Consider the following 15,790-nt stretch of genomic DNA (forward strand, 5'->3'; position numbering starts at 1 on the left):
TAATTGACTATTTTTACATATTAATTGAAATAAAAAACAAATTATGGCTTTAGAGATAACAGATGCTAATTTTGAAGAAACAGTATTAAAAAGTGATAAACCAGTAATGGTTGATTTCTGGGCAGCTTGGTGTGGACCATGTAGAATGGTTGGACCAATTATAGAAGATATCAGTAAAGATTACGATGGTAAAGCTGTTGTAGGAAAACTGGATGTAGATGCTAACCAAGAATTCGCTGCTAAATATGGTGTAAGAAATATTCCAACTGTACTTATTTTCCAAAATGGAGAAGTAGTAGGACGTCAAGTTGGAGTTGCTCCAAAAACCACTTATGCTGAAGCATTAGATGCTCTTTTATAGAGAACTTCAAAATTCAAAATATAAGCCTCGCTAAATTTAGATTTAGCGAGGCTTTTTTTATTCCCAAAAAATATATTGCTACCTTTCTTAAGTTAATAATAGAATTAATTAATGATAGAACAAGAAGTCCATAAATCTGGTGGTTTCATCAACTTAGAATTATTGGCCAGACAGGTGGTGGAAGGTTTTATTTCTGGGATACATAAAAGTCCTTTTCATGGATTTTCTGCTGAATTTGCCGAACATAAGATTTATAACAATGGTGAAAGCACTAAACATATAGATTGGAAACTGTACGCGAAAACAGATAAACTCTATACAAAACGATATGAAGAAGAAACCAATTTAAGGTGTCATTTGATTATAGATAACTCTTCATCTATGCATTTTCCTATAATGAAAAGCTTCAACAGGAATTCTTTAAATAAAATCGCTTTTTCAGTTCTGGCAGCAGCTTCCCTAATGCAAATATTAAAGCGTCAGAGAGACGCAGTTGGTTTAAGTGTGTATAGTGATGAATTTAATTTTTATGCGCCAGAGAAAGGAAGTGAACGTCATCACCACATGTTGTTGAATGAATTAGACAGATTAGTTGCTAATCCAGCAAGAAATAGAACAACAGATAGCTATAAGTATCTCCATCAGATAGCAGAAAAATTAAAAAGGAGGTCTCTAGTATTCCTTTTTACAGATATGTTTCAGGAAGATAAAAAGGAAGAGGAATTGTTTGAAGCTTTAAAACATCTTAAATATAATAAGCACGAAGTAGTGCTTTTTCATGTAATAGATAAAGAGAAAGAGCTCAATTTCGATTTTGATAATGCTCCAAAACGATTTGTAGATGTAGAATCTGGAGCTCATTTAGATCTTTATGCCGAAAATTTCAAGGAATCTTATCAAGATTCGGTTGCAAAATACTTCCATATGCTCAAATTACAATGTGCAAAATACCGAATAAAGTATGTGCAGGCTGATATTGGAGAAAATTTTGAAAAAATTTTAACCACCTATCTAGTTGAAAGACAAAAATTTGCGGGCTAGAGAAAAAATTAATCAAAAATTATTTTAAAAAACGTTTGTGGAATCTAAAAACAGGTGTATATTTGCCATCGCAATAACGCAACGGTCTGGTAGTTCAGTTGGTTAGAATGCCTGCCTGTCACGCAGGAGGTCGCGAGTTCGAGTCTCGTCCAGACCGCAAAATTGCAAAAAAGAAGCTTCAAGAAATTGAAGCTTTTTTTAGCAAGTATAACGAAGTTGTGTTGTGTGTCTCAAGAAGTTGAGACAACGTGGTTAAGATGCTGTTTTTACAGCATGTACCAATGAGAAGCTTTTTTCCTAACTATTGGAAAAGGGCTTTTTTCTTTTTATATCTTTTCTATAATTTCTTCCCTTTAGTCAAATTGTCAACTTTTTCTCCCATTTCAGGTGCCCCATATGGTGCCCCAAAATATCTCAGGTGCCCCAAAATTTTAAATCACTAATTATACAAAATCAACCAACAATGAAAATATTATTCTTAACCCAAAACTCTAAACTAAATAAAAGAGGAACCACACCTATTCGGTGTAGAATTACAATAGCTAAAACCAGAAAGGAATTTTCAACCAGTATATTTATTAATCCAGAATATTGGGATAAGGATAAACAGAAAGTTTTAGACGAAACAGAAAATCACAAAACGGTAAATTCACAATTAAGCCTGATTAAGCAAAAACTTGGTCAGGCTTTTTTAATGCTCCAAATTCAAGATAAGCCATTTGATGTTGAGGATGTCTATAGAATCTATTGCGGAGAGGATACAAAAAAAGAAATGGGGGTTATAGCTGTATATGTCGAGCATAACAATTATTATAAAAAATTAGTAGGTAAGGATCTTAAAAAGGTTTCTTGGCAGAAGTTTGAAAACACGAAAGGACATTTGCAAACCTTTATAAAATTGAAATATAAACAAAGAGATATTAAGCTCAATAAGTTGAAATTTCAATTTATCAAGGATTTTGAATATTACCTGCGAACAGAGAAAGAAATGCAGCAGAGTACTATTAATAAGACTATACAGAGATTTAAGAAGCTTATTTATTTTGCTATAGCTCAGGAGTATCTTGATAGAAATCCTTTCCTGATGCACAAACCTAAAGCAGTTAAAACAGAGGTGGTATACCTTACTCAAACAGAGCTTTCCCATCTACAAAATAAAGGGATGGATAATAAACGGTTGGAAGAAGTAAGGGATTGCTTCATCTTCTGTTGTTATACAGGGTTAGCTTTTAAGGAAATGAGTAATCTAAGGGACGAGCATATTGTAAAAGGTAAAAATAAAAAAAACTGGATCAGGCTTAAGCGCCAAAAAACAAATAAAACTATTTCAGTTCCACTTTTGCCAATGGCTCAGAAAATTCTTGATAAGTATAATGATCAATTAACTACAGGAAAGGTTTTGCCCTCAAAAACAAATGCTCATTTCAATGCTTACTTGAAGGAAATAGCAGGCTTATGCGAGTTTAAAATAAACTTAACTCATCATATAGCCAGAAAGACATTTGCTACCACTGTACTGCTTTTAAATGATGTTCCTATGGAGGTTGTGAGTAAGCTTTTAGGTCATTCCAGGATTGGTATTACCCAAGCCCACTACGGACAGATCTTGGAAGAAAAAGTTCAAGATGAAATGGAAAAGCTGAGTAATAAATTAAATTAGAGTGAAGACTCTCAAAATGAGTGTTTTCTCTTGATTGGATATTACGGTTTGGTCATACCCATATATTTTATGTAGGGGTATTTTGACTTTTTAAGTTGACAATTTTACGTCAACTTTTTCTAAGCTTTTGAACTTTGGAAAAGTCAGAAACATTCAAAAATAAAGAAAAAGCTTCCCATTTCTGAGAAGCTTTTTCTTTATGTTGATGTATAGACTTCCTTCGTTCAGGAATGGATTTTTATAAAGGAATGTTTTTGGAGGAGTTTATAATGCCTTCGTTATTTAAGTATTTTTAATTTTAAAATACTCAATAAACTCTTCTGTCTTTTGAAGCAGCCTGGTTTCATCTACTTTTTTACCAAAAAAATCTTTCCTATGAACATAAATATTCATTAAAGAATCTCTATTATTTATTTTTATCCCTTTATCTGTGGTTTTTATCCAACTAAGTAACTTATGGTTATGTGGTGGAACAATTAAAGGTATAAAATATTTTTCATCATCAACTAAACACCAAGCAGCACCTTCTTCATTTAAACAAATTCTACTTTTTTCATAATTGGGTGTTAAGAACTGAATAAATAATCCCATTTCACTTTTTAGGAAATTTTCCAGATCTTTTGGAATGTTTGTTCCTGCGGGTATTCCAAAGCTTTCATTACTTGTGAACATTATGTCCTTAGAATTCAAACCTAGTCCTAATTCTAAAACTAATTCTTTGAATTTATTTACAAGTTCTAAATCATGATGAGAATGGCTTAAAAAGACACCTTTTTTTGAATTTTTATCTTCGGTTTTTGAAGTATTGATATTTTCTTGTCCTTTGATGTTTACTGGTATAATTTCATTTTTAATATTATCATGTATTTTGGGATAAGAATGAACAAATTTCTGTTCTTGTTCATTTTTATAAATATTATGAGTTACTACTCCGCTATCACCAGACGAAACTAGATTAGCTTTAATATTAAAATCATCTTCAATTCCTTCACTTTGAAATTTTTTATATCCCATATGTCGTAAACCCATTTCATTTTCAGAATGAATTACATGGCAAACAAGAACGTACGAAGTATTCATCTCAAGCTTAGAATATTCTTTTTCAAAGTCATTTTTATTTTGTATTAAAATTGTGTCTTTATATAAGGCTTTTCCAATCACACTTTGTGTATGGTTTGCGAAAAAATTTTCGTAATTATCAAAATAAAATACTACAACGTCTTTAAGATTCATTTCAATTTAAATTTAAATTTTTGAATGAAATAACCTGATTCAATGTAAGAATCAAATTCTAAATTTTTATTTGGGTAGTTGCTAAAAGATTTAAACAAATCAATTCCAGAACCACCTCCTGAAATTTCGGCAGTGGATGATTTATTCTTATTTTTTATTTTGAGACATACAAAATCTGAGTTACACGATTCTTCCCAAGTTATGTAAATAGGAGAATTAATATCGGCATGTCTAAAATTGCTTTTTAGTTCATCAAAGATTATTTCTTTTATTATTAAATATGGAACATCAATGCATATTGATTTTTTTTCAATTAATTCCTTTCCGATGATTTCAAATTTGATTTCACTTGATAATTCGGAAATAAATTCTTCAAACACACTTCCAATATCGCTTGTAATAAGTTTACTAAATACCCTATAAAGTTTAGATTCACTTTTCACATATTTGGAATAGATTTGGGTTGAACTTTTACGGATACTTGAAAAATCCGTATTCTCATTAGCTTCATATATTAGATCATTTAAACGACCAAAAAGTTTTCGTAATGAATTTTCTTCAGTCTCCAAGCTACTTAAAAGATTACCCCCGAAAGAAATGAAGAAATGAGAATAACTTATTGAGAGATCCAAAATATCCGAAATAAATGGAACTATTTTATCCCATAGATTAATTAAATCATTTATGCTATTTTCATTTGGCTCAACTTCTAACTCCATTAGTTTCACATGAAAACTATCAAAATGAGCAGTTATACAATCCTTATGATATTGATCGTTAATAATTTTATCAAAATTATGCTTGACTTTTGATAATTTCGAATCAAAATTGTCATTGCTTTTTAGGCTGTAAAGAAAGGGTCTATACCTTTTCAAAGATTTTAAAACAGTTTCATTTAAATCCTTTTCTTCAATAAGGCTATTAATTAGAACTTTCACTTTTCCAGAATAATCTTCATTACTACTAGATAAAAAGCTATCAATTTTTAGATAAGAAGTTAGTTTGTATAGTAAGTAATCAATATTATTAGGTGAAAAATCAGAAATTATAACAGAAACATTCCTAACAGTTAATTTATTAAATAATGCCTCGTTTTTGTAAACTATGAATAGTAAATGATAAATATTTTTTATATCCCATTTAAATGTCAAATCCTCGATTTTAATCCTGTTTTCTTTCAATAATAAAGTCTCTAGAAAGTCTTCAATTTTTTCAACAAGGTCAGGTAAAACTTTCTTTATTGAATCAAAAAGATAAGGTTCGTGTATTATCGCTGCAGATATTAGCTCAATCTTTTTATAGGGGAAGTTTCCTCTGGCTTTTCTGCTTTGTGATTCATATTCAGCAATAAAGTCATTAAAATAATTGAAGTATTCTTTATAAAACCTGAATTCTGATATTTTACCAAAATGGTCTCTTGTTAAAATTAATTCCTTAATTATTTCCTTTCCCTTTTTATCTTTTACTAGATATTTGTTATTATCCTCTTTTGTTTCTTTTAAACGTAATTCAGATAAGACATTTTCTGCAATTTTTCGAATTCCTTTAGGAGTATTAGGAAAATTTGAAAGTATTTTTAACCTTGTAATCTCATCTATCACTGGACTTTTGGAAAGATGATAAGTTGGTAAATGCCAATGACAACCAAAGTATATACTTATTTTGATTGTTTTGCTTCCAGCCTGTATTGATTTTAGTCTTGAAAAAAATTCGCGTTTATGTTCATTTACCCTTCCAACAATTGATAGTACAGTAATCTCTTGTACATCAAGAAAAGCAACTTCATCAATCATTTGAAGCAAAGATTCACCTGAACAGGAACCATCGTCTAATATCAATGCATTTTTATCTTTACTTTTCTCCATCAAGGATTTTGGCGGATGAGAGAATCTCCATCCTTCATTAGTAGCGAACCGTTCTAATTTTATGAATTCAATACTGTGCTTTGGTATTATGTTATTCTTAAAATATTCAAAATCAATATTTTTTATCCCAGATTCATTAGGGTAAAAGATAAAGTCAATATCCTTAACAGTTTTTTTCTTTTCTAGCTTTTGTATTAATTCGCTTAAGATTTTATTTGATGTTGGGCTTGATTTATCAAGTATCACATCCATATCAAAAAAATATGGATGGATTAAATTGTTGAATTCAAAATAACCTATCTTTATTTGTGAAGAATCTATTAGATTTATGAAATCTTGGTTGTCCATTAATATTGCCTCGTTCGAATTGGTTTCTTTTATGGAATGAGAAATTGGAGTATTAGTGTATGGATTAATTCGAATTACTTTTAATTCTTTCTTGTTAAGCTTATTACTTATCTCGGATCTATGTTTTTTTTCTAATTTATAATTTATTGTTGGGATTAGTATTTTTTCAATACCACTATAATCAGTTCCTAAATAACTCTTGTCTATAGCGTTTATTAAAACACCAATTCCAATAAGTTCAGAATCAGTTTCTTTTAAATGGGATTCAAATTTATTGACCAAAAATCCCGTAGAAATCACATCGCATATTAATACAACTTTTGATCCAGGTATAGTTAGTTTAGAAAATGCCTTTTCTTTTTCAAATGAAAAATAATTGTCAAGTTGAACGTAATTTTCTTTCTTTAAATGTCCTTGAGAAATAAGCGATTCTAATATTTTATGGCTACTGGATGTAATTCCAGCAAATAAAACATCCTCAAGGTTTTTTAATCTATCCTGAATTTTTAAAAACAAATTATTTGAGAGATAGTTTAGCTTGTCCTCATTATATAGGACTTCGTTCATTAAAAAATACTCATATTGATAGTAATTCCCATTGCATAAATAAATTGACCCTTCCTCTTTTTGAATACAACTTACTACAAGACCCTTAATTTCCTCATTAATTGAAGCGTCTTTCTTTATCTTGTAGTAATTAAATATTTCTTTCGAATCAATTGCTGAGTAAAGATTTCCTAATTTGTCATATTTATTAATGTGTCCAATAATATCATCAGGGTTCTCGAAGTCCGAAGCTCTTAAATCGTGCTCTTCAAATAATAAATCATTAAGTTTTTGTATATCTTTTTCTGAATATACTCCAAGCCAAAATATTTCAAGTTCATTTTTTAGTTCATCCAAATAAACAAAAGGTGTTGGGTGGAACCTGAATTTTTTATCGACTTCCTCTAATTCTGATATTTCATCTTTTATATTCTTAAGAAATTGCTTTGGAGGTGGATTAAGAACGATAATATTGTTTTGATAATTGAATCTATAATCAGAACATATAAAGTAAATTATTTTCTTTGCAATCCTTTCGTCAATTTCATAACCTTGAAAATCTAAATATATTAATGAGTCATTATTACCTAATTTCATTCTGCTTAATAGCAGTTCAAACAGGTCATTATATAATTTGTTTTTAGTGGGTGATGATGATTTTAACTGTTTCTGAATATCAAACAAACGTAATGTTTTCTTATTTTTCTTCTGGAAATTGAAGTTGTCGAAGTTAACGCTTGGTTTAATTGATGTGCTATCGAATTTTTTCTTAAGCTGCCTCTCTGGTATATAAATACTTATTAAAGAACCTGGGAAATATAGCTTTTCATTACCAAAGAAAATAAAAGCCTCTTTTATAGATTTATTATCCGAAAAGTCAAATGCTATTTTCCCATTGTTACTTCTTACAACAACTAAACCATCAAATCTTTTTACAATTGCAATAACATCAAATAAACCTCTTGGAGTAATTATATTGTCATTAAATCTTTCTTGAACTTTATGTTGAGAAGATAAGGGTTCAAAAGCATATTTAAGAACATTAGAATCTAAATGCTGACTCTCTGAAATTTCATTTATTTCATTTGAAAAAGAATTAAACAAAGTTTTTGATATACCTTCACCGTAGTCTAGGAAGGACATTTGAAGAAGAGATTCATTTTTGAATTCATTTTTGAATTTATTGAAAAAGAATGGTTTTAACTCCTCTATATTTTCTTCCTTGAAATTCAATTCTAAAAGTGATTGTACCTTCTTTTTATCAAAATACTCCTCGTTTAATTTTCTTTTTAGAGAAATACTTAGAAATGCAGCATTTTTTTGACTCTTAAAAAAAGAAGAAGTAAAATGATCTAAAAAGTTTTCATATAATTCCTTAGTTATTATGGAGCTTAAAGTTTTATTTTCAAAAGGCAAATAGCAATTATTATTTACTAATATTTGATTAGTAGCCTCTGATAAACTATAAATTTTATTTAATAATTTTGAAACGGCTTTATCGTCATATTTTTGAATTCTAGGTAAACTTAAAAATGGCGTAACCCCGTATCTATCATAAATCTCTTGGTTTGATGAGCTAATATTGAATTGCTTCCTGATTCTTTTAACAAAGTTTCCATCAATATCAAAATACTTGTTGTAGTCTTGATGGGGAACAATTTGATATATTTTCCAAACGTCCCATATTTGAACAATTTGGTTAGCTATTTTTTTATCAATATCGGAACTTGAACCATTTATTAAGAAATTAATTTTAAACCTAGTGTCGGTTTCTATCAAATATTGAAATAATCCTGTTAAAATCAATAATTCTTGATTTGAAATCCATTTTAAGTTCGAAAAATCGAATTCATAATTGTTCTGCTTTTCAGCATCATTTTTGAAAGCAAAATAAAAATCATTGATAATTTGATCAATTTGTTTATCACTAACTTTATTACCAAGTTCAATCAGATATTTACTTTTTGACATTATTTTCCTTTCTACTATTTGCGTTTAATACAATAAAGAATAGCGGTCTCGGCTAATAGTTTCGTGACTAGCATTAGCTTAACAAGTACAAACCAAGCTAAAAATTCACAGAAATTTTTAAGTAGGCAAGGACATGCAATTCTCTATAACGATTGCTGTGATTAGTTACTTTTTGATTCTAATTTATTTATCAGTTTACTAACTGTTGGAGGGTCCATATGACTCACTAATTTTACACTTATTTTCTCAAGTTGCTCATTTTCAAATTCAAAAAGATTTTTTTCAATCTCTTTTGATAATGATGTTAAAAAAATTAAGCTACAGCCTTCAATTCTATTGTAGAACTCTAACAAGTCTTTATAATATGGTTCCTTCTTATTTCGTAACTCTAAAATATGCTTGGTTTTAACATCAATCATATTTCTAGAATGTTTTATGGCATTATTTAAATTTCTTAACTCGCTTATCTCTGAGTAATTAGAAATATTTTTTAAATTAATATCTTTAGATTTTAGTAAATTTTCAACTTCGGCCCATTTATACAATCTCTTTTCTTCGACCTCCTCATATGATGAAGATAGAAGAAATTTTAAGTGGGTTTCAAAGTGCTTATGGGCATAGATAATTTTCATTTCCGAAAAAGCTAACAGTTCTTTTTCAATGAAGTAAATTTCCAAAGATTTAATATATCCAGGCGTTGCATTATAGGATTCAATTTGAGATTTAAGTTCCGAAATTTTTAATTCAAGTTCCTCAATCAGTTTATCAGAAGAAATATCAAAATGGTTATTTGTAATATTCTCGGGGAAATTCTGAAGGCCTAATCGCTTATCCTCTCTTAATTTTTTGTATGCCTCTTTTTCAGTCATTTATTTAATTAGATGCAACATTATTATTAATGACATTTCCATTATTTCGCTTTTGGACGGCATTTCGTTTTATTGACTCCCAAATGTACTTTATTCAAACGGGGCAATCAAGGGCTTTTCAAGGGTTTTTTTTGCTGTTGGTGCTCAATAAAATTCGCGTAAACTTTGGCGGTTTTATGCTGGATTAGCTATTATAGATGCAAAAAAACTTGACAACTTGACGTCAACTATTTTGGGTAATTTTTTTACTATATAAAAATAGATCTTAAGCTGCAAAACCTTTTCCTTGTTCAGCTAATTCATAAAAATGCTGAAATATGATTTCTGATTTTTCAGCAAAAACATTGCGGTCGTATGACTTAGGTAAACCTTTGTTTAATATTTTTTGTATTTCTCTTTTGACCACTTCTTGTGTTGCTTTTTCCTTGTGCCATTCTTGAATCAGTATCTTGTTCTTAGCATCAAAGAGAATTTGAAGTAGATCAGATGCAGCTAATTTCACATTCTTTTCTTCTACTGTAGTTAATTTATCTTTCAAAAGAAGATCGAAAAGCTCTTGTTCAGCTTCAGACATTCCACTTTTTGCTGCTCTTTCTTGCTCCTGGGTTAAGTTTTCAGCTTGTTTCACCAACTCTTCATAAGCCTCTTCTATAGAAAGACTCCCTGAATTATAATCATCGATGATTTTTTCAAATCTTTCCAAAAAGGAACCTCTCGTTTTGTTTTGAGCCATCATTTGTTTGAGTTTTATTTCCATAAGCTCTCTCAAATCGGCGAATTGAATGTTTTTATGTTTTTTTTCTGGGAATTCAGCTCTTAACCTAGAAAAATTAAGTTGGCTCAAATCAATTTGCTTTGAGTTATCAAAAATATATTCAAATGGATTTTCTTTTAAATCTCCTTTACCTAATACACTAGAGTCTAATAAGGCATCAATTTTTTTCTTGGCTTTTTCAATAGCTTCATCTTTATCTACATTTCTATCTACTACTTTTCGTAAATATTCAAATACATCTTTAGCTTTTTTTATTTCTGGATGACTATAAATTTCAGGTTTTGCAGAATCATATAACCCATTTATTGTATTTACAAACAATCCTAATTGCTTCCTGTGTTCATCCTTTTCTAGTATTATATTAGCATATTCTTGAAATAACTCCACTTCTTTAAACCCCTTTTCTCCAAGATTCAAAATCTGATCGACATCTGCGTTTAGCTCTTTACAGAATACCTTAGTCTCGACAATTGCTAATTCCAATAATTCTAATAATTCTTCAAACTCTTTAACTGGGAATTCATCTTCGTCATTATTTTCCTTTCCTTTGGAGCCTTCAGCATAATTTGCAAGTGCTTTTTTAAGATTTCGGAAGACACCAAAATAATCAACCACTAAACCATTTCTCTTCCCTTTAATAACCCTATTAGCTCTTGCAATAGCTTGCATAAGCGTATGGTTTTGAAGTGGTTTATCTAAATATAGTGTAGATACAGCAGGTGCATCAAATCCCGTTAACCACATTGCAGTAACAAATACAATTCGATACGAGCTATTAGGATCCTTGAAGTAGTCTTCAATATTTCGACCATCTTCGTCTGGGTAATCCATCAGTTTCCTATGTGGAGATATGTTTAATCCTTCTGCTTCAAAAGCTTCTTTCTCCTCTTTGTCTGATCCCTCCTGACTAACAACTGCAGACATTCTTGTTTCTTCCATAAAGGATATAGCCTCTTTATATCGTTCCTTTATCTCTGGATCTTTTTCTTTATTTATTTTTTTTCTTAAAGATTTTATTTCTTCTTTCTGAGCTTGTTGTACAAATTCAAACATTCTCACTGCTGTAAATTTATCAATACAAACCACCATAGCCTTCATAGGTTTTCTTTGCCTATCGTCGTCATAAACATTTAGTCTATATGGATAATGCTGAACGATATGTGTAGCTATTTCCTGTAAACGATCCTCTCGTCTTACAATATGCATTAAGGTTGAATACTCCTTATCTAACTTTATTTTTTGTTCTTCAGTAAGATTTTCATTTTCTAGAATTTCGGCAGCTTCTCCAACTAAATCTTCATTTACTTGTTCAACTCTAGGCACACTCTTTTTGTAAAATAATGGAACTGTAGCACCATCTTCAATACTCTGAGCGAAGTTGTATTCAGAAACATAAGGACCAAACCAATCTTTGGTTAGTTCACTCCGCAATAGAGGGGTGCCTGTAAATGCAATGTACTGTGCATTTGGTAATGCAATACGCATATTCTCACCGTAACCCTTGTATTGTGTTCTATGAGCCTCATCTACTATTACAATCCAATTATCGCGATCAGTTAATAGTGGATAGGTTTTACCTTTTTCAATTCCAAATTTATGAATTAGACTAAAAACATAAGTTCTATTGGATTGTAAATAGTCTCTTAGTTTGTTTCTACTAAGGGGTCTGTAATAATTTTCTTTTTGGTCTTTAGTTTCAAGTATAACCTCCGTCTCCTGAAAATTACGGTAAATTTGACTGTCTAAATCCGTTCTGTCTGTAACAATTAAAAATGACCAATTCCCTTGTAATTTACGTTCAATTTTTTGAGAGAAAAAAATCATAGAATAGGATTTTCCAGAACCTTGTGTATGCCAGAATACCCCAAGTTTACCCTTTTTTTCTTCTTTATGAATCAATGATTCTATGGCATTATTTACTCCTAGGTACTGATGATTCTTGGCAATAATTTTCACTTTGTTCTTATGATATAAAACAAAATTCTCAAAGTAATCTAGTAGATTACTTTTTTTGCAAAGACCTTCCCCAAAAAGCTTTAAACTTAATCGCTTATTAGTTAATTCACTTTCTTTCTCTACTTCTAAACGAGTTTTCTGATCATGTGAAACAGAAGTGTCTACTAATTTCACCCATGAGAAAAAGTGCTCCCACGAGGCATTAAACGACCCAACGCGTGTTTGAATACCATTAGATATACAAACAAACATATTATACCATAATAATTGAGGGATATCTCTTTGGTAATCTTTTAGGTTTTTATCATAGCCAACCTTAACTTTTTCAGTGGCATTTTTTAATTCTATCATTACTAAAGGGAGACCATTCACATATAATATTAAATCGGGTCTTCTAGTAATGTTTTCTATTTGTAAATATTCAATGCTTAATTGAGAAACAACTAAAAAGTCATTTTCCATCTCATCTTCAAAATCGATTACTTTAACATATCCATTTTCCTCACGTCCAGTTTTATTTTTAAAAGTAACTGGGACACCATTTTTTATGAGTTCATAAATTTCTTTATTAGCTAATACAGGAGTTAATGTTGCTCGACTTTTGGTCAATTCATAGATTGCTTTGTCTAAACATTTTTTTGGTAAATCAGGATTTAGTCTATTTAAAGCGGTTCTTAAATCTTCTTTTAAAACAACATCTTTTAAAGATTCTCTTCCTATGAGTTTTTTCTCCCAGGCATTTTTATGCTTATATCCCAACATCAATTCAAAAAACTGAATATCTGCCTCTTCTATATGTGACTCGTTTAAAAATGCCATAATCAGTATTTCTTAATTTCTTATAATTCTAAGGTCCTCTGGCAAAAATTTATTGCTATTTCAACTTTATCCTTTTTATTGGTCTCCTTCAAAATATGGAAATGATCAACAATTTCTAAATTAAATTCCTCAATTAAAGTTTTGTGATGTCTGTGTTTTTTTAAATTATAAATTTCATAACAATCGTTTTCAACATAAATCTGTATATTTTTAGGTAAAAAAATACAACTTAGATCATCCGTGTATCTGCCATATACTATTCGTGCTTCATTTGGCTTTACCCCATCTTTTCGTAACCTTTGCTCAATTGCAATTAAATAGGGATTTATATGATAGGAGGCCAGCGGTTGTTTTCCTGAATTACCAAGACTATTAATATTAAAACCTTGACTATCTCCCCAAGTAAATAAATTAAATCTATCGTGATATGTAGAAGTTATTTCATTGTATTTAATAAAATAATATCTCCAATCTCTGATACCTATTTCATATTTTCCAATGATTTCATTAAGTTTTTCTGAAATAGTCTTCTTATCTGAAGCGATATAATCTTTTAAGAATAATTCGAATATATTCTTATTAGCCAATCGTTCATCCTTATCCAATGGAGCTAAAATACGGTTCCAATTTTCCTCTGCTCCAAAATATTTGATAATCCCCAAGCTAGAATAATTATGAGTTTGTACCGAGAAATCACCTTTCGTAAGCAAAGCTCTAACCAAAAGGGAATTATTAATTTCATTTAACTCCCACAAATTATAAAATGCCTCAACATACATAGATATATCATCTGATTCAATATTGAAACAATCTGTGATTCCCTCAATATAGGTATGTTCTTCTAGTTTAATGATACTTTTCTCTGTCGTTTTATTTGCGCTTATTACAGCTATCTTTTTCTGTTCTAAGACTATAGATTCTTTTGAAAAACCCTTAAATGTAGCAGTCACAAAAAGATCTAAAATGCCCTTAGTTCCGTTTGATTTTATAAGTTTAACGAATTCCAAGACAAACTTAGAATAGTCAAAGAAATTGGGTAAACGAAGATTCGATATTATTTCTATTTTCTTGGAGGTATTTGCCTGTCTTACCCGTAATAATAGATTTCTAAGGATGCGAGTGAAATATTTTAATCTATGGTCTGGAGAATTAATCTCTATTTCAATACAATAGTGCAATATGCCAAATAAAAGAACTCTTTGCTGAACATCAAACGAGGTGTTCATAAATGATTTAAAAAACAGATCTGTGGTTTTCTCATTAAACAATCTTACTTTTCCATCCACATATTGATTTGCACTGAAAATTGTATTGAAAAAATCAGCAACGTTGTCTAGGTTCGATAGAAAATCTAATGCTTTAAAGAGAAAATCAACATTTCTTTTCTGAAAATAAATCCTTTTTAATGATTCAAAGTTTCTCTCAAAACTATCATCTTTACTTTCACTATAGTGGAGCATCTCTGCCACATAATAAAAGAAATTTAGAAAATTATCATCTAATTCGTTATCTGTCAAATCCCTATAACTCCAAAACAGATCTATCCATTTACCATCTACGTTAAACGCAAAATACTGTTGATAGCTAATTTCACTATCCCCAAATGGCAATGTTTCATTGTTATAATCTGTTAGCTTTTCACTTAAAAGTTGCGAAAAAATAGCTTTAAAATTTTCAAAAGGAGTAAGTGGCTTTCCTCTTGAATTCATTTTGATATACAATTCATCCGTTAATTTAAATTCTTCAGATTTTATATCTATATAATCAAAGGTGATCAGTTCATTTTCAGTAAGCTTTACCCAACCATCTTTACATTCTTCTAATCTATCGTGAATAGTATCAAGCATAATTAGCATTGCTGTAATAGTAGGGTCGTTATTCCAAGAAGACATAAACCAAGGCATATTAATTATTTCCTTCTTGAGAGAACCATTAACATCTTTAATTTTTATTGGGTTCAATACTAGCTTTTCACAAAAGCGTTTTGATGATACTCTTGTTTCATAGGTAAAATTTAGAAGTAAAGAAGGAAGAAAATCATTTTCTTCCTTAAATAGCACCTCGTCTTTACAGCCAAAATACCAATGTAGCAACCATAAAGTAGTTAACCGCTGTTGACCATCAAGAGGAATAAAATCAATCTTATCTTGGCTATTTTTAGTGGTGTAGCCATACACAAAGTCCAAATTTAATTTTTCATCACTTCCGTCTATAATTTTTTTAATCTTCTCAATAAAGCTATTCCGTAAATCTTCTACGGAACTTCTGCCTTGCGCATAATCTCTTTGTATTAATGGAATTTTGACAGTATTATTTTGCAATAATTTATATAAAGTATAGGCCATA

8 protein-coding genes and 1 tRNA gene are annotated in these 15,790 nt (G+C 30.0%); 4 read left to right on the forward strand and 5 right to left on the reverse strand.

All coding sequences use genetic code 11. From position 1 onward, the window contains the following. The first annotated feature begins 43 nt into the window (after positions 1-43). The 4 genes from trxA to BC962_RS04150 all read left to right on the forward strand — a co-directional run bounded on the left by trxA (position 44) and on the right by BC962_RS04150 (position 3,062). Positions 44-361, forward strand: coding sequence for a thioredoxin (trxA, locus tag BC962_RS04135; protein WP_034919707.1), 318 nt, complete (start codon positions 44-46; stop codon positions 359-361). A 111-nt stretch (positions 362-472) separates the two neighbouring features. Continuing rightward, positions 473-1,402, forward strand: coding sequence for a DUF58 domain-containing protein (locus BC962_RS04140; RefSeq protein ID WP_121344618.1), 930 nt, complete (start codon positions 473-475; stop codon positions 1,400-1,402). Between the two features lie 83 nt (positions 1,403-1,485). After that, positions 1,486-1,559: transfer RNA gene (locus BC962_RS04145), tRNA-Asp, on the forward strand. A gap of 306 nt (positions 1,560-1,865) precedes the next feature. Continuing rightward, a complete protein-coding gene (locus BC962_RS04150) occupies positions 1,866-3,062 on the forward strand; it encodes a site-specific integrase (protein ID WP_121344619.1) in 1,197 nt (398 codons plus the stop codon). A 282-nt stretch (positions 3,063-3,344) separates the two neighbouring features. On the opposite strand, the gene BC962_RS04155 is transcribed toward BC962_RS04150, so the two are convergent. The 5 genes from BC962_RS04155 to BC962_RS04175 form a co-directional block, all read right to left on the reverse strand. Further along, entirely contained in the window at positions 3,345-4,295 is a 951-nt protein-coding gene (locus BC962_RS04155) for a TIR domain-containing protein (RefSeq protein ID WP_121344620.1), read from the reverse strand. Next, positions 4,292-9,025 carry a hypothetical protein gene (locus tag BC962_RS04160; protein WP_121344621.1) on the reverse strand — a complete coding sequence of 1,578 codons (4,734 nt, stop codon included), beginning with the start codon at positions 9,023-9,025 and terminating at the stop codon, positions 4,292-4,294. The genes BC962_RS04155 and BC962_RS04160 overlap by 4 nt, the downstream gene beginning before the upstream one ends. A gap of 161 nt (positions 9,026-9,186) precedes the next feature. Further along, positions 9,187-9,894 carry a hypothetical protein gene (locus tag BC962_RS04165; RefSeq protein WP_121344622.1) on the reverse strand — a complete coding sequence of 236 codons (708 nt, stop codon included), beginning with the start codon at positions 9,892-9,894 and terminating at the stop codon, positions 9,187-9,189. 265 nt (positions 9,895-10,159) lie between these two features. Next, entirely contained in the window at positions 10,160-13,444 is a 3,285-nt protein-coding gene (locus tag BC962_RS04170) for a type I restriction endonuclease subunit R (protein ID WP_121344623.1), read from the reverse strand. A 20-nt stretch (positions 13,445-13,464) separates the two neighbouring features. Next, positions 13,465-15,789, reverse strand: coding sequence for a DUF262 domain-containing protein (locus BC962_RS04175; protein ID WP_121344624.1), 2,325 nt, complete (start codon positions 15,787-15,789; stop codon positions 13,465-13,467). Position 15,790 lies beyond the last annotated feature (1 nt).

This window comes from Gillisia mitskevichiae (assembly GCF_003634585.1).
Classification (GTDB): Bacteria; Bacteroidota; Bacteroidia; order Flavobacteriales; family Flavobacteriaceae; genus Gillisia; species Gillisia mitskevichiae.

Bases quoted from the DNA above. Each gene is read 5' to 3' on its own strand.
- trxA (WP_034919707.1), top strand. From the start codon at position 44: ATGGCTTTAGAGATAACAGATGCTAATTTTGAAGAAACAGTATTAAAA.
- BC962_RS04160 (WP_121344621.1), bottom strand. From the start codon at position 9,025: ATGTCAAAAAGTAAATATCTGATTGAACTTGGTAATAAAGTTAGTGAT.
- BC962_RS04175 (WP_121344624.1), bottom strand. From the start codon at position 15,789: ATGGCCTATACTTTATATAAATTATTGCAAAATAATACTGTCAAAATT.
- BC962_RS04155 (WP_121344620.1), bottom strand. From the start codon at position 4,295: ATGAATCTTAAAGACGTTGTAGTATTTTATTTTGATAATTACGAAAAT.
- BC962_RS04170 (WP_121344623.1), bottom strand. From the start codon at position 13,444: ATGGCATTTTTAAACGAGTCACATATAGAAGAGGCAGATATTCAGTTT.
- BC962_RS04140 (WP_121344618.1), top strand. From the start codon at position 473: ATGATAGAACAAGAAGTCCATAAATCTGGTGGTTTCATCAACTTAGAA.
- BC962_RS04165 (WP_121344622.1), bottom strand. From the start codon at position 9,894: ATGACTGAAAAAGAGGCATACAAAAAATTAAGAGAGGATAAGCGATTA.
- BC962_RS04150 (WP_121344619.1), top strand. From the start codon at position 1,866: ATGAAAATATTATTCTTAACCCAAAACTCTAAACTAAATAAAAGAGGA.